This window comes from Bradyrhizobium guangxiense, from assembly GCF_004114915.1.
Taxonomy (GTDB): Bacteria; Pseudomonadota; Alphaproteobacteria; order Rhizobiales; family Xanthobacteraceae; genus Bradyrhizobium; species Bradyrhizobium guangxiense.
This window is the reverse complement of record NZ_CP022219.1, coordinates 3,762,155-3,776,528: the sequence shown is the minus strand read 5'-3', so window position 1 is coordinate 3,776,528 and position 14,374 is coordinate 3,762,155. Positions and strand designations below refer to the sequence as shown.

The 14,374-nt window shown below is 65.1% G+C and carries 14 protein-coding genes and 1 pseudogene; 5 read left to right on the top strand and 10 right to left on the bottom strand.

What is annotated here, in order from left to right; all coding sequences use genetic code 11:
* Positions 1-33: 33 nt before the first annotated feature.
* From X268_RS17880 to topA, 7 genes are all read right to left on the bottom strand, one after another.
* Positions 34-588 carry a hypothetical protein gene (locus X268_RS17880; RefSeq protein WP_164937789.1) on the bottom strand — a complete coding sequence of 185 codons (555 nt, stop codon included), beginning with the start codon at positions 586-588 and terminating at the stop codon, positions 34-36.
* A 312-nt stretch (positions 589-900) separates the two neighbouring features.
* Positions 901-1,068, bottom strand: coding sequence for a 50S ribosomal protein L33 (gene rpmG / locus X268_RS17875; RefSeq protein WP_007603295.1), 168 nt, complete (start codon positions 1,066-1,068; stop codon positions 901-903).
* A 204-nt stretch (positions 1,069-1,272) separates the two neighbouring features.
* Positions 1,273-2,601 (bottom strand): LLM class flavin-dependent oxidoreductase, encoded by a 1,329-nt coding sequence (locus tag X268_RS17870; protein ID WP_128926157.1) that lies wholly within the window; start codon positions 2,599-2,601, stop codon positions 1,273-1,275.
* A 242-nt stretch (positions 2,602-2,843) separates the two neighbouring features.
* Positions 2,844-3,596, bottom strand: coding sequence for an NUDIX hydrolase (locus tag X268_RS17860; protein WP_128926155.1), 753 nt, complete (start codon positions 3,594-3,596; stop codon positions 2,844-2,846).
* A gap of 33 nt (positions 3,597-3,629) precedes the next feature.
* A complete protein-coding gene (locus tag X268_RS17855; protein WP_164937788.1) occupies positions 3,630-4,061 on the bottom strand; it encodes a DUF983 domain-containing protein in 432 nt (143 codons plus the stop codon).
* 2 nt (positions 4,062-4,063) lie between these two features.
* Entirely contained in the window at positions 4,064-6,427 is a 2,364-nt protein-coding gene (gene rnr, locus X268_RS17850; RefSeq protein WP_128926153.1) for a ribonuclease R, read from the bottom strand.
* Positions 6,428-6,447: 20 nt separating this feature from the next.
* Entirely contained in the window at positions 6,448-9,195 is a 2,748-nt protein-coding gene (gene topA, locus X268_RS17845) for a type I DNA topoisomerase (RefSeq protein WP_128926152.1), read from the bottom strand.
* Between the two features lie 227 nt (positions 9,196-9,422).
* Here topA and X268_RS17840 point away from each other — a divergent pair, with 227 nt between their 5' ends.
* Positions 9,423-9,662 (top strand): hypothetical protein, encoded by a 240-nt coding sequence (locus X268_RS17840; RefSeq protein WP_128926151.1) that lies wholly within the window; start codon positions 9,423-9,425, stop codon positions 9,660-9,662.
* A 255-nt stretch (positions 9,663-9,917) separates the two neighbouring features.
* A pseudogene (locus X268_RS17835) lies at positions 9,918-10,052 on the top strand (GIY-YIG nuclease family protein); the annotation flags it as partial.
* Positions 10,053-10,142: 90 nt separating this feature from the next.
* On the opposite strand, the gene X268_RS17830 reads toward X268_RS17835, so the two are convergent.
* Positions 10,143-10,610 carry a winged helix-turn-helix transcriptional regulator gene (locus X268_RS17830; RefSeq protein WP_128926150.1) on the bottom strand — a complete coding sequence of 156 codons (468 nt, stop codon included), beginning with the start codon at positions 10,608-10,610 and terminating at the stop codon, positions 10,143-10,145.
* Between the two features lie 122 nt (positions 10,611-10,732).
* Between X268_RS17830 and X268_RS17825 the strand changes: the two genes are divergently transcribed.
* On the top strand, positions 10,733-11,512 hold the full coding sequence (locus X268_RS17825; RefSeq protein WP_164937787.1) for an SDR family oxidoreductase: 780 nt from the start codon (positions 10,733-10,735) through the stop codon (positions 11,510-11,512).
* 178 nt (positions 11,513-11,690) lie between these two features.
* On the top strand, positions 11,691-11,873 hold the full coding sequence (locus X268_RS17820; RefSeq protein WP_128926148.1) for a hypothetical protein: 183 nt from the start codon (positions 11,691-11,693) through the stop codon (positions 11,871-11,873).
* A gap of 61 nt (positions 11,874-11,934) precedes the next feature.
* On the opposite strand, the gene X268_RS17815 is transcribed toward X268_RS17820, so the two are convergent.
* A complete protein-coding gene (locus tag X268_RS17815) occupies positions 11,935-12,543 on the bottom strand; it encodes an FMN-dependent NADH-azoreductase (protein WP_128926147.1) in 609 nt (202 codons plus the stop codon).
* Positions 12,544-12,626: 83 nt separating this feature from the next.
* Between X268_RS17815 and X268_RS17810 the strand changes: the two genes are divergently transcribed.
* Entirely contained in the window at positions 12,627-13,073 is a 447-nt protein-coding gene (locus X268_RS17810; protein ID WP_128926146.1) for a winged helix-turn-helix transcriptional regulator, read from the top strand.
* A 140-nt stretch (positions 13,074-13,213) separates the two neighbouring features.
* Here X268_RS17810 and dprA read toward each other — a convergent pair whose 3' ends face one another.
* Entirely contained in the window at positions 13,214-14,356 is a 1,143-nt protein-coding gene (gene dprA, locus X268_RS17805) for a DNA-processing protein DprA (RefSeq protein ID WP_128926145.1), read from the bottom strand.
* Positions 14,357-14,374: the final 18 nt, after the last annotated feature.

The following is a 14,374-nucleotide window of genomic DNA, read 5'->3' as shown; positions in this document are numbered from 1 at the left end:
CCGCAGCAGAAGAAGGCCTGCGGCGAGGAGGAACTAACGCGAGCGTCCTGAGCGCTTGAGATCGGCGACCTTGAACCTGTTGCCGGCTTGCAGGCTGCTGCAAAACCAATGAGCCCTGTTTCGATTCTCGCCCAGGAACACCTTTGTCTCCACGCAATTCTCGAAGGAAGCGTGGGTGATGGTGTCTCGGCAGGTCGGCGACAAGGGCCCATAGTTCAGGCCGCCGCCCGACTCGCTGCATCCAATCCAGGGCTCGTTGCCTTGACGGAAGCTTGTTGCACAGCCACCGTTGCAGCTGCTGGCGACTTTCTCCAGGCTGGCAATCCTCCCCATCACAGAACCCGGCGCATAGGAAGGCGCGCGCGCGGTTGACGTTTGAGCGGTTGGCGCGGTCCGGCGGGATGCCGTTGTGCTTGCTCCCCGCTCCGACACGTGCGGCCTTGCCACCGGTTTCGGCGCATCGACCGTGACAGGGGGAAGTGTGGCGGCGGCGCCGGTCGGGATTTGCGATGCTGCCGGGGCGCACAGCAAGACAGTCGACAAGGCAGCGATGGTTGAAGGCACGACAAGGCTCGATGACAATCTCATGACCATGTCCTTCCAATGCCGGGACGGACATTCCGCGCCGGTGAATGCACGGTAACATACATTTCCGGCTGAGCAACTGAAGGTTGAGCGACGGCTGCTGATAGTCGCGTCATCGGCGCGTCGTTGCGAGTTCTGCGCAAGGATAGTGTGGAGGAGGAGCGCGTCGACTTCAGTTTCGTGCCGCCCGACGCAGCGCGGCGTCAGCCGAAGCATCATCCGGCGATGGCGCGCCGCAGCGCCGGAAGACGAGACGGCAAAAATAAAACGGGGCCCTAGAGGGCCCCGTCAAACGCTTCGACGCTTGAGCCGATCTTACTTGATCTTGGCTTCGCGGAATTCGACGTGCTTGCGCGCGACCGGATCGTACTTCTTCTTGACCAGCTTGTCGGTCATGGTGCGCGAATTCTTCTTGGCGACGTAGTAGAAGCCGGTGTCGGCCGAGGACACGAGCTTGACCTTGATGGTGACCGCTTTGGCCATGTTCTGAACCTCAGAGAATTGGGGAATCTGGAGCCGGCCAAACGGCCCGCGTTGGCCGGCAACCTAGCCAGAAACCGCCTGATGTCAAGGTTTCGAAGCGTTTTCGAGCGAAGTGGGCACCGGTTCGCCTGAAGAAAACGCGTCAAAAACAACAACCTACAGGCCCGTAGGGGCTGTAGGCCCCGAAAACCACTCAAATCGGGCCTATTGCGCCTCGAAGAAGCGGTTTTTCGGGCGCGGCAGGCCCAGATTCTCCCTCAAAGTGGACCCTTCATACTCTCTGCGGAAAATCCCGCGCTTCTGCAGCTCAGGGACGACCTTGTCGACGAAGTCGTCGAGGCCGGCGGGCAGGAACGGGAACATGATGTTGAAGCCGTCGGAGCCGCGCCCGACCAGCCATTCCTCCATCTGGTCGGCGATGGTCTTGGCGGTGCCGACGAAGGATAGCCCGCCATAGCCGCCGACGCGCTGGGCGAGCTGGCGCACCGTGAGCTTGTCACGTTTGGCGAGGTCGACCATGCGCTGGCGGCCGCTCTTGCTGGCATTGGTCTCCGGGATCTCCGGCAACTGCCCGTCGGGGTCGAAGCCGGAGGCGTCGGTGCCGAGGATGATGGAGAGCGAGGCGATGGCGCTGTCGTAATGCACGCGGCTGTCGAGCAGGGCGCGCTTCTCCTCGGCTTCATCCACGCTGTCGCCGACCACGACGAAGGCGCCGGGCAGAATCTTGAGGTGCTCGGGGTCGCGGCCGATCTTCTCCATGCGTCCCTTGATGTCGGCATAGAGCTTCTGCCCGTCGGCGAGGCTGCCGCCGCCGGTGAACACGGCTTCCGCGGTCTCGGCCGCAAGCTGCTTGCCGTCCTCGGAGGCGCCGGCCTGCACGATGACCGGCCAGCCCTGCACGGGGCGGGCGATGTTGAGGGGACCGCGCACCTTCAGATATTTGCCGTTGTGGTCGAGCGTGTGCATCTTGGTGGGATCGAAGAACAGGCCGCTCTCGACATCGCGCACGAAGGCATCGTCGGCGAAGGAATCCCACAGGCCCGTGACGACGTCGTAGAATTCGCGGGCGCGCTTGTAGCGCTCGGCGTGCTCCATGTGATCGTCGAGGCCGAAATTCAGCGCTGCGTCCGGGTTCGAGGTGGTGACGATGTTCCAGCCGGCGCGGCCGCCGCTGAGATGGTCGAGCGAGGCGAAGCGCCGGGCGACGTGATAGGGCTCGTCGAAGGTGGTTGAGCCCGTCGCGATCAGACCGATGCGCTCGGTGACCGCCGAGAGCGCCGACAGGAGGGTGAACGGCTCGAACGAGGTCACGGTGTGGCTGCGCTTGAGCGCGTTGATCGGCATGTTCAGCACGGCCAAATGATCGGCCATGAAGAAGGCATCGAACTTGCCGGCTTCGAGCTTCTTGATCAGCGTCTTGATGTGGCCGAAGTTGAAATTGGCGTCGGGCCAGGCCCCGGGATAGCGCCAGGCGCCGGTGTGGATGCTGATCGGGCGCATGAACGCGCCAAGCTTGAGTTGCCGTTGTGCCATCGCCCGGTGTCCTTCTTCATTGTCGTTCGGAAAGACATAGGCACGCGTGGGAACTCCGCCATTGGCGGAGGCGGGAAGAATTTTTTGTTTTTTGCTGCTCTCTCAGCACGTCATTCCGGGGCGCGCCTTTTGGCGCGAACCCGGAATCTATCGGGCCGCAGAGATCGTGGATACATGGATTCCGGGTTCGCGCTGCGCGCGCCCCGGAATGACGGAGGAGAGAACCGTCCCGCAATCTTAGCCTAGCTCAAGATATCCTTTTGCATCTTGCCGCCGTAGAAATGGAAGAATGGCACTGGCGCATCGTGGCGGAGCGGACCGGTGGCAAGGCGGGTGTCGAGCTCGTTGAGCACGTTGCGCGTCATCGGATGCAGATCGGCGAGCGGCTTCGAGCCGAGCTCGACCCAGACCAATTCGACCAATTCGGCATCGGCATGGATCACGCCCTCGACGCGGTGGGTGATCGCGGAGGCATCGGCGGTGAAGAAGCGCGTGTCGAACCGCTTGACGCGGCCGGGTGGGGTGATCGCGCGAGCGATCAGGAACAGGCTGGACGGGTCGGGCAGCAGGCCGGCATCGGCGAACGGCTGCCAGGGCCCGTCGAGTTTTGTCACCTTGCCCTCGGTCTTGCGGCCGAGACAAAGGCCGGTCTCTTCGCAGGCCTCGCGGATCGCGGCAATGGCCAGCGACTTCGCGCGCGAGGCGGGCGTCTTCGGGCTGCCCTTGGCGAGATTGGCTTCCAGCTCGGCGGTGATCGGCGCCGCGCAGGGCACGCGATAGTCGGCCTTGTCGACGCGTCCGCCGGGGAAGACGAATTTCCCGGGCATGAACACCACCTTGTCGTGGCGCTTGCCGACCAGGACTTTCGGAATGGCGCCGCTGCGATCGACGAGGATCAGCGTCGCCGCATCCTTCGGGCGGAAGTAGGGATGATGATCGGCTTCCTTCTCCTCGTGGACCTTTGCCTTCTCCGCGACCTGCGCAATATCCGTCATGTCCTCACCCAGACCTGTTCTTGCTTATTTTGCCTAGACCGGCGGAATACCATCCGGAGGGGTGTCGTCAAACCCGTGCATGCGCAGAGCCCATTGCAAGCCGACCACAGCTCCCTTCACCGGCTGCAGCAGCGCGAGCGATGCGACGAAGGTGAAGGGCAGATAGGCCGCGAAGCTGATCCAGACCGGGGTCGTGTAATTGGTCTCGATCCAGAGCACGGCCGGCACCACGATGTGACCGACGATGACGATGACGAGATAGGCCGGCAGATCGTCGGCACGATGCGGGGTGAAATCGAGCTCGCATTTGGCGCAATGATCTGCCGTCTTCAGGAAAGCGCGGAACAGCTTTCCCTCGCCGCAGCGCGGGCAGCGGCCGCGAAAGCCGCGCTTCATCGCCGTCCACACATCGCGCTTCTCGACGAGACCCGTCTCGCGCGTCCAGATCTTGGAGGTCGTGCTCATCGTCACCAAGCTTTGCCCTTCTGACCCTTGCCCTTGGTCTTTCCCTTGTTGTTTCCTTTGGCCTTCTTCCCCTTGCCGGACTTCGGCTTCGCCGGCTTGCGTTTTTTATCCGGGCTGCGTCCCGGATGGGCCTTGAACGAGGGGCGGCGTTGCGGGCCGGGCCGCCTGCGGTCGCGCGGCGCGGTCTCGCTGGAGGATGACAGCAGCTCGAAGCGCAGCGCGCCCGCGATCGGCGCGGCCTCGATCAGGCGGACGTCGACGACGTCGCCGAGCTGATACATGGTGCCGCTGCGGGTGCCGATCAGCGCATGGCGGCTCTCGTCATAGTTGAAATATTCCGTGCCGAGGGATCGGATCGGGATCAAGCCGTCGGCGCCGGTCTCGCTCAGTTTGACGAACAGGCCGGCGCGGGTGACGCCGGAGACGCGGCCCTGGAAGCTCGCGCCGATGCGGTCGGCGAGGTGATGGGCGATCAGGCGATCGACGGTCTCGCGCTCGGCCTTCATCGCGCGCCGTTCGGTCAGCGAAATATGCGCGGCGACCTCGCCAAGGCTCTCCGGCGTCTCGCTGTCGGGCAGGGCGCCTTCGCCGAGGCCGAGCGCACGGACCAGCGCGCGGTGCACGACGAGGTCGGCATAGCGGCGGATCGGCGAGGTGAAATGGGCGTAGCGGCGCAGGTTCAGGCCGAAATGGCCGTAGTTCTCTGACGAATATTCGGCCTGCGCCTGGGCGCGGAGCACCACCTCGCTGACCAGCGGGTAATAATCGTGGCCTTCGAGCTGGGCCAGCACGCGGTTGAACAGGGTCGGGCGCAGCGCGCCGGATTTCGTGAAGGGGACGTCGAGCGTCTCCAGGAATTCGCTGAGCGCGTGGACCTTCTCTAGCGTCGGCTCGTCGTGCACGCGGTAGATCAGCGGGAGCGACTTCTTCTCCAGCATCTCGGCCGCGGCGACGTTGGCGAGGATCATGAACTCCTCGATCAGCTTGTGCGCGTCGAGACGCTCGGGGACCACGACGCGATCGACCGTACCGTCGCTCTTCAAGAGGATCTTGCGCTCGGGCAGGTCGAGATTGAGCGGATCGCGCTCGTCACGCGCACGCTTGGCGCAGGCATAGGCGGCATAGAGCGGCCTCAGGATCGGATCGAGTAGCGGGCCGGTGGTGTCGTCAGGTCTTCCGTCGATGGCGGCCTGCGCCTGCGCGTAAGCGAGCTTGGCCGCCGAGCGCATCAGGATGCGATGAAAGCTGTGCGAGCGCTTGCGGCCGTCGGGGCCGAGCACCATGCGCACCGCGAGCGCGCCGCGCGGCTCGCCCGGCACCAGCGAGCAAAGGTTGTTCGAGATCCGCTCGGGCAGCATCGGCACGACGCGGTCGGGGAAATAGACCGAGTTGCCGCGATCGAGCGCGTCACGATCGAGCGCTGTGCCGGGACGGACGTAGAAGCTGACATCGGCAATGGCGACGTTGACGATGAAGCCGCCCTTGTTGTTGGGATCGTCGTCCGCTTGCGCGTGCACCGCGTCGTCGTGATCCTTGGCATCGGGCGGATCGATGGTGACGAGCGGCACGTCGCGCCAGTCCTCGCGGCCTTTCAGGTTGGCCGGCTCTGCGGCTTCCGCCTCGCGTATCGCCGCGGAAGAGAATTGCAGGGGAATGTCGTGGGCGTAGATCGCGATCAGGCTGATCGCCTTCTCGGACTTGACCGAGCCGAGCTTCTCCTTCACGCGTCCCGAGGCAAGGCCAAAGCCGCGCGAGCGAACGATGTCGACGCTGACGAGGTCGCCGTCCTCGGCGCCGCCGGTGTCGGCCCTGGCGATGTTCAATTCGCGGTCGGCGAACTTCTTGTCGACCGGGATGAGCCGTCCGCCGCCTTCAGGAAGGCTGCGAAACACGCCGAGGATGCGGCTCTTCGCTTTGTCGATGACTTTGATGATGCGGCCGCGATAGGCGGGGCCTTCATCGTCGTCCGAGCGCTCGACGCGCAGCAGAGCGCGGTCGCCGACGCCGGCGGCGGTGCCGGGCCTGGGCCGGCGCGGCATCTCGATGAGGATTTTTGGCGGCTCGCCGCTCTCGACCTCGTCCCATTCGGCGGGGGAGGCGATCAATTCGCCATCGGTGTCGCGTCCCGTGATGTCGGCGAGCAGGGTCGGCGGGAGCACGTCCGGCTCGGAGACCTTGTGGCGCTTCTTCTTGATGACCCCGTCGTCGGCGAGCTCGCGCAGCATGCGCTTGAGCTCGACGCGATCGGCGTTCTTCAGGCCGAACTCGCGCGCAATTTCGCGGGTTCCGACCTTTCCTGGATTTGCCTTGATGAAGGCGACGATGGCGCTCCGCTCGGGAAAGCCACGGTCTTTCTTTGGTTTCACTTAACCTCTAATTCTTGATCTCAAGTCTTGCCGGCACTCTTCTTGGCCGGTGCCTTGGTGGCGGCGGCCTTGGTCGGCGACGTTTTTGCGGTCGACGACACGGCGGCGCGCGCCTTGCTGGTGGATTCAGTTTTCGATTTGGCCGCCTTCTTCGCGGCCGGTTTCTTGGGCTTGGGAGGGCTATCCTCGCCGTCCGCGGCCTTCTCTGCAGTCTTCTTGGTCTTGGCGGGCTTCGCCACCTTCTTGGCTTTCGCCTTTCCGCCCCCCTTGGCCGCGCGCTCGTCGATCAGCGCGATCGCCTGGGCGAGCGTGACGGTGTCCTTCTCGAACTCGGCCGGGATCGTCGCGTTGACGCCGCCCGCGGTGACGTAGGCGCCGTAGCGGCCGCTCTTCACGGTGACGGTGCCCAGCGTCGGATGATCGCCGAGCGCCTTGCCGGGATCGGCGCCGAAGCGGCGGCTCGGGCCCTTGGCGACCTTCTCTGCGATCAGCGTCACGGCGCGGTTGAGGCCGATGTCGAACACCTCGTCGCCGGCCTCGAGGCTGGCATAGGTCTTCTCGTGTTTGACGAACGGCCCGAAGCGGCCGAGGCCCGCCGTGATCGGCTGACCGGTCTCCGGGTGCTTGCCGATCTCGCGCGGCAGCGACAGCAGCTTCAGCGCGAGCTCGAGATCGACATCGCCAGGCGAGGTGCCCTTCGGGATGCCGGCGCGCTTCGGCTTCTCGCCTTCCTCATAATCCTTGGGCTCGCCGAGCTGGATATAGGGTCCGAACCGGCCGGCCTTGACCCAGACGTCGCGCCCCGTCTCGGGATCCTGGCCAAGCGAGCGGTCGGCAGTCGCCTCGCCATCGGCGGCGAGCTGACGCGTGTAGCGGCATTCCGGATAGTTCGAGCAGCCGACGAAGGCGCCGAACTTGCCGGCTTTCAGATTCAGCCGGCCGGTGCCGCAATTCGGGCACTGCCTGACGTCGCCGCCGTCGGCGCGGGGCGGATAGATGTGCGGCCCGAGCATCTCGTCGAGCACGTCGAGCACCTGCGCGACGCGCAGATCCTTGATGTCGTCGACGGCGCCGATGAAGTCGCGCCAGAAATCCTTCAGCACCTGCTGCCAGGAGATCTCGTTGTTGGAGATGCGGTCGAGCTGCTCCTCCAGCGCGGCGGTGAAGTCGTATTCGACGTAGCGGCTGAAGAAGCTCTCCAGGAACGCGATCACGACGCGGCCCTTGTCCTCGCCATGCAGGCGCTTCTTCTCCAGCTTGACGTAGCCGCGGTCCTTCAGCACCTGCAGGATCGAGGCATAGGTCGAGGGCCGGCCGATGCCGAGCTCTTCCATTCGCTTGACCAGCGAAGCCTCGGAGAAGCGCGGCGGCGGCTCGGTGAAGTGCTGGGTGACGGACAGGCTCTGACGCTTCACGGCCTCGCCCTGGCTCATCGCGGGCAGGCGGCGCGAATCCTCGTCCTCCTCGTCGTCGCGGCCTTCCTGATAGAGCGCGAGGAAGCCGTCGAACTTGACGACCTGGCCGGTGGCGCGCAGCTCAAGGGTGCGGGAGCCTGCCTTCGCCGCGATGTCGACGGTGGTGCGCTCGAGCTCGGCCGATTCCATCTGGCTGGCGATGGTGCGCTTCCAGATCAGCTCGTAAAGCTTCGCCTGATCGGCATCGAGCTTGCGGCTCATGCTGTCGGGGCGGCGGGAGAGGTCGGTCGGGCGGATCGCTTCGTGCGCTTCCTGGGCGTTCTTGGCCTTGGCCTGGTACTGGCGGGGGGCGTCCGGCACATAGGCATTGCCGTAATCCTCGCCGATCACCTTGCGCGCCTGGGTGATCGCCTCGGGCGCAATCTGCACGCCGTCGGTACGCATATAAGTAATGAGTCCGGTGGTCTCGCCGCCGATGTCGATGCCTTCATAGAGGCGCTGGGCGATGCGCATCGTGTGCGCCGGCGCAAAGCCGTATTTGCGGCTGGCTTCCTGCTGCAGCGTCGAGGTGGTGAAGGGCGCCTGCGGATTGCGCCGGGCCGGTTTGGCGTCGACCGCGGTCACGGCGTAGCTGGCGGCTTCCAGCGCCTTCTTGAAGTCCTCGGCTTCCGCGCCGGTGCCGATGTCGAGCCGCTGGATCTTCTTGCCGTCGGCGCCGACGAGGCGGGCCTCGAACGCGTCGCCGCGCGGGGTGAGCAGGGTCGCGATCAGCGACCAATATTCGCGCGGTACGAACTTCTCGATCTCAAGCTCGCGGTCGCAGACGAGGCGCAGCGCCACCGACTGCACGCGGCCGGCCGAGCGGGCGCCCGGCAGCTTGCGCCACAGCACGGGGGAGAGGGTGAAACCGACGAGATAGTCGAGGGCGCGTCGCGCCATATAGGCGTCGACCAGCGCACCGTCGATCTCGCGCGGATGCTTCATGGCGTCCGAGACCGCCTGCTTGGTGATGGCATTGAACACCACGCGCTCGATCTTCTGGTCCTTCAGTGCGCGCTTCTCCTTCATCACCTCCAGCACGTGCCAGGAGATGGCCTCGCCCTCACGGTCGGGGTCGGTGGCGAGAATCAGGCGGTCAGCACCCTTCAGGGACTTGGCGATGTCGTTGAGCCGGCCGGCCGCCTTGGGGTCGACCTCCCAGATCATCTTGAAATTGGCATCGGGATCGACGGAGCCGTTCTTTGCAGGCAGGTCGCGGACATGGCCAAACGAGGCCAGAACCTCATAGGACGAGCCCAAATATTTGTTGATCGTCTTGGCTTTCGCCGGCGACTCCACAATGACGATATTCATGTAGTTCCAGTAACTTACGGGAAAATCTCGGGCCGAAAACGAAAGGACTCGGGTCGGCCGTTTCGACCCGAACATGGGTGGTGAGGCCTCCGCTGTCAAATCGAGGGGTGTTGAAAGCCCCCGAAATGGGAAAAGTTTCATATCGAAAAAGTTGCAAATCACCACCTTGGAGTTGCGGCCGCTATCGGCGTAATGTTTCCGCGGGGCATGGATTCGGGTGGGGTCTGGTGACTAGGCCGGGAAAGAAACGGGCGCGCGCCGCATCAGGCGTGCCGGGGGGCTCGCGTCACGACGAACCGGGGGAGGGCGGCGCGGACGAGGCCGTCGCCTTCATCGCCGAGCAGGTCGGAGCCTTGCGCAAGCTCGCCGAGCGCCACAAGCTCGACGTGCTGCATTATCTGCTGGGCATGACCAAGCTGGAGGCCGACGAGCACTTGCGGCTGCGGACCAAGCGCAAGCTGTCGTGAGGGGCGGCGTTGGGAGCGCCGTAGGTCTGACCTGTCCCTGCGCGAGCGCGTAGCGCTCGTCGCTGGAGGCGCGAGCATCGCGCCGGAGCCTCGAAGGATGAGCGGCCCCGCTGATGCAGCCGAGCCGTCGCCCTTCGAGGAAGGACACTCAAAGGTTGCTTCGTCATTGCTTGACAACAAGGACGCCGCCGTCATCCTGAGGTGCGAGCCGTGCGGTGCGCAGCACTGCGCGGGGAGCCATCGAAGGATGGTGTTGTGGGTATCTATGTCTACATGCTCCGCTGTGCGGACGGCTCTTTCTACGTTGGAAGCGCGACCGCCGATGACACATCCAAGCGGGTCGATGAGCACAACGCCGGCGCTTATCCGGGATATACTTACTCGCGGCGGCGAGGCTCGCCGAAGGGGCGAGCTCCTCAGGGTGACGGTGAGAGATTGAGCTCGTAGTCCTGATGACGAACGCGGCAGTCGCGTGGGCTCTCAGGCCGACTTTTTGCGCGGCACGGGGCGCGGCTTCAGCGTGGTCTCGGCCGGCGAGAGCAGCCGTCCATCCTCCGCGCGCATTTCGAGCTTCTTCACCGGGCGGCCATTCTCGCGGTCGACCAGGATGGTGGCGATCTCCTCGGGGTGGTCGTCGAACTCCTCGCTCCATTGCCGCAGCGCGACCAGGATGGGGAAGGTGCCGCGGCCCTTTGGCGTCAGCACATATTCCTGGTAGGCGCTGCCGTCGGAGGCGGGGGCGGTCGCTAGGATGCCGTGATCGACCAGTGCGCGCAGTCGCGCCGACAGGATGTTCTTGGCCATGCCAAGCTTGTTCTGAAATTCGCCGAAGCGGCGGAGGCCAAACAGGGCCTCGCGGATGATCAGCAGCGACCACCAATCGCCGAGCGCGTCCAATGACCTCGCGATCGGGCAGGCATCGCCCTCGAAGCTGGTTCGTTTCACCATCGTCTTTCGTCCTGTCGCATTCGCACGACTCCGGTAGCGATCACACGCTTGTGTGGTTGCATCATAAAACCGTATGCCTTAGATGGCAACTCAGTTTCATCATGAAACCAATGGAGGCGAGCGTGAGACTTCAAGGCAAGACGGCACTGATTACGGGCGGCAACAGCGGCATCGGGTTTGCGACGGCAAAGCTGTTTGTGGCCGAGGGCGCGAAGGTGGTGATCACCGGGCGCAACAAGGAGACGCTGGCGGCGGCCGCCAAGGAGCTCGGCCCCAACGCGCTCGCGCTCGTCGCCGATGTCACCGACATCGCAGCAACGGAAGCCGCGATCAGGCAGGGCGCCGAAAAGTTTGGCAAATTCGACGTCGTGTTCGCCAATGCCGGCATTCCCGGCGCCGGCGGCACGCCGCTCGGTTCGGCGACGCTCGACGTCTTCGAGAAGGTCATCAGAACCAACCTCACCGGCGTGTTCTTCACGGTGCAATCGGCGCTGCCTTATCTCAACGACAATGCCTCGATCATCCTCAACGGCTCGGTGATCTCGGTGCTCGGCATTCCCAGCTACTCCGCTTACGGTGCGGCGAAAGCCGGCGTGCGCGCGATGGCGCGGATCATGGCCTCGGAACTGTCACCGCGCGGCATCCGCGTCAACGTCGTCGCGCCCGGCGCGATCCGCACGCCGATCTGGGGCGCGGCGATCGCAACGCCGGAAGCCGAGAAGGCATTCGAGAAGCGCATTGGACTGATGACGCCGCTCGGCCGTCTTGGTGAACCGGATCACGTGGCGAAGACGGTGCTGTTCCTGGCCTCGGATGATTCCGCGCATGTGCAGGGCCAGGAAATCTTCGTCGACGGCGGCGCGGTGGCCTCGCCGAGCGGCGCGCCGATCTATCGCGGTTGATCAAGTGAAGTGAAAATTGAGTCCGTCGGCGGGACCGCGAGCGGTTGCGCCGGCGGGATCTTGCGTCTTTCGAGAGGTGTTTCCCGAACGATTGCGTGAGGTGTTGAACCTTCGCGCAGTCTGGGAAGACCCTTCTACGGGCAGGGGCAGAAGACTCGTTTTTTAAGGAGAGTCCGTTATGCCGAAAGCAGCTCGTATTCTTTCGTCGATTTCAGCACCGCGCATTTTCACTGAAGATTCGGCCATCCCGGCCAAGCGCTCGGACAAGTCCGAGTTCGTCGCCGTCGCGTTGTTCGCCGGCCTTGGCCTGTTCGTTTCGCTCGTGGCCGTCATCCTGGGCATCCAGGGCAGCTGGCTGTAGCGCTGCTGCGGTGGTCAGCCGCCGCCGGAAGCCGGCAGCGGCCGATGCCAACGGCGCGCCCTTATGCCGCGCGCAGGCCGGTGGCTGCCTGAAGCGCACCCGCCAAGGCCTTCTCACGGTGATCCGGTCCGAGCTGGACGCCGTCAGCGGGGATGAACTCGACGTTGGTGATACCCATGAAACCGAACACCCAGCGCAGATAGGTTTCGAGATGCTCGCCGGCCGCGTATGGCGTCTCGACGCCGTAATGGCCGCCGCGCGAGATCGCGACGATCACGCGCTTGGCCCCAGCGAGCCCCTCGGGACCGGCGGCGCCATATTTAAAGGTCTTCCCCGCCACCAGGATTCGGTCGATCCACGCCTTGAGCTGGCTCGGAATGGTGAAATTGTACATGGGCGCGCCGATCACGACGATGTCGGCGGAAAGGAACTCGTCCAGCGCGGCCGCGCTCGCGGCGAGGTCGGGTCCGAGTTCCGCCGGCGCGGGCGCGCCTTGCGCGGCGGCGAGATGCGAGCCGGAGAGGTGGGCAAGCGGCGTCTGGGTCAGGTCGCGATAGACCACGTCGAGCGAGGGCGTCGCTAGCTTGAGACGGTCGACGATGGCAGCGGAGACCTGTCTGGAGACGGAGTGGGGGCCGAGGACGCTTGAGTCGATATGGAGAAGTTTCATTTGGGTCATCCATGGTATAGATTTGTAACCCGCACTACATGAGTGACTACCAAAAACCCCGCAAGAACGCACTTTTTTGAGCCATGGGCACATTATTGAAACCGACGCACGCCGATTTGCCTGCTCCGTCGCGGCCAAATCCAGCGCCAACTCAGCGGCCCGATCCCAGGCCGGACCCCAACCACGCCGACTGCCGCGGGGTTGCCTCTGTGCTGTCGCGGGTCGGCGACAAATGGAGCGTGTTCGTCATCATGATGCTGAGCGACGGGCCGAAACGGTTCAACGAGCTGAAGCGCATGATCAACGGCATCTCGCAGCGGATGCTGACCCTGACGCTGCGTGGCCTCGAGCGCGACGGCCTCGTCACGCGCACGATCTTCCCGACCATTCCGCCGCGCGTGGACTATGAGCTGACCGACCTCGGCCACGGACTGCAGCAGCCGGTGAAAGCGCTCGGGCAGTGGGCGATAGACCACCTGATCCAGATCGAGGCGGCGCGCAGCCAGTTCGATCAGCGCAACGAGGGCTAGGCTAGCGTTGCTACTCCATCCGTCATTCCGGGGCCCGAGCGAAGCGAGGGAGCCCGGAATCCATTTGGCCCCCAGATCAAGCGGATGAATGGATTCCGGGCTCGCGACTTCGTCGCGCCCCGGAATGACAACCGCGGACGCTACAGCAGCGACACCAATCCGCCGCCGTGACGCTCGAGCTTTCCGGCCAGCTCAAGCTCCAGCAGCACGGTGCGCACGATCGCAGGTGAGGCGCCGGACATCCGCACGAGGTCATCAATCGAGATCGGCGCAGGGCCGAGCAGGCCGGTGATCTGGTCGCGGTCGTGCCCTTGCGGATTGCTCTCGAACGGCTCGCTGTCGGGCTCGCTCGCAGGAACCAGCAGCGGCCGCTCCATGATCGGTGCGACCGCGTTGACGATGTCGGCAGCTTCGGTGACGAGCGTTGCGCCCTGCTTGATCAGATCGTTGGCGCCGGCGGCGCGCGGATCGAGCGGGGAGCCCGGCACCGCGAACACCTCGCGACCCTGTTCGGCCGCCATGCGCGCGGTGATCAGCGAGCCCGAGCGGTGCGCGGCTTCCACCACGACGACGCCGAGCGAGGCGCCGGAGATCAGGCGGTTGCGGCGAGGGAAATCGCGGGCGCGCGGCTCATGGCCGAGCGGCATCTCGGAGATCGCCGCGCCCTCCTGGTCGAGGATCGCCGTGAGCAGACCGCCATGCTCGGGTGGATAGATGCAGTCATGGCCGCCGGCCAGCACCGCGATCGTGCCGCTCTCCACGCTCGCGCGATGCGCGGCTTGATCGACGCCGCGGGCGAGGCCTGAGATGACGGCGAAGCCGGCTTCGCCGAGCTCGCGCGCAAGCTGACCGGCGAATTTCAGCCCGGCGCCGGAGGCGTTGCGCGAGCCGACGATCGCGATCATCGGCCGCATCAGGGTCTTGTTGCTGCCGCGCACCGCGAGCAGCGGCGGCGCATCGTCGATCATCGCCAGCCGCGCCGGATAGCCGTCCTCGCCGGGCGCGAGCCAGGCGATGCCGAACTTGCGGCTCGCGGCGAGCTCGGCCTTCGCGTCATCCGCGCTGCAGATGCGCCCTGACCGCGCCGCGCCACCGCGACGGGCGAGATCCGGCAGCCGCTCCAGTGCGGCGCGCGCGGTGCCGAAATGATCGACCAGCGAACGGAAGGTGCGCGGGCCCACATTGTCGGAGCGGATCAGCCGCAGGCGGTCGATCCGCTCAGCCTCGGTCAGCTCCACGCTTGGATTGATGGCGTCCACGGCGTCTCCTTGTGGACGGAGCATGGAACAACCTGAGGGCGT

Excerpts from the sequence above, each read along its gene's own strand:
- X268_RS17880 (WP_164937789.1), bottom strand. The coding sequence starts at position 588 with ATGAGATTGTCATCGAGCCTTGTCGTGCCTTCAACCATCGCTGCCTTG.
- rpmG (WP_007603295.1), bottom strand. The coding sequence starts at position 1,068 with ATGGCCAAAGCGGTCACCATCAAGGTCAAGCTCGTGTCCTCGGCCGAC.
- X268_RS17870 (WP_128926157.1), bottom strand. The coding sequence starts at position 2,601 with ATGGCACAACGGCAACTCAAGCTTGGCGCGTTCATGCGCCCGATCAGC.
- X268_RS17860 (WP_128926155.1), bottom strand. The coding sequence starts at position 3,596 with ATGACGGATATTGCGCAGGTCGCGGAGAAGGCAAAGGTCCACGAGGAG.
- X268_RS17855 (WP_164937788.1), bottom strand. The coding sequence starts at position 4,061 with ATGAGCACGACCTCCAAGATCTGGACGCGCGAGACGGGTCTCGTCGAG.
- topA (WP_128926152.1), bottom strand. The coding sequence starts at position 9,195 with ATGAATATCGTCATTGTGGAGTCGCCGGCGAAAGCCAAGACGATCAAC.
- X268_RS17830 (WP_128926150.1), bottom strand. The coding sequence starts at position 10,610 with ATGGTGAAACGAACCAGCTTCGAGGGCGATGCCTGCCCGATCGCGAGG.
- X268_RS17820 (WP_128926148.1), top strand. The coding sequence starts at position 11,691 with ATGCCGAAAGCAGCTCGTATTCTTTCGTCGATTTCAGCACCGCGCATT.
- X268_RS17815 (WP_128926147.1), bottom strand. The coding sequence starts at position 12,543 with ATGAAACTTCTCCATATCGACTCAAGCGTCCTCGGCCCCCACTCCGTC.
- X268_RS17810 (WP_128926146.1), top strand. The coding sequence starts at position 12,627 with ATGGGCACATTATTGAAACCGACGCACGCCGATTTGCCTGCTCCGTCG.
- dprA (WP_128926145.1), bottom strand. The coding sequence starts at position 14,356 with ATGCTCCGTCCACAAGGAGACGCCGTGGACGCCATCAATCCAAGCGTG.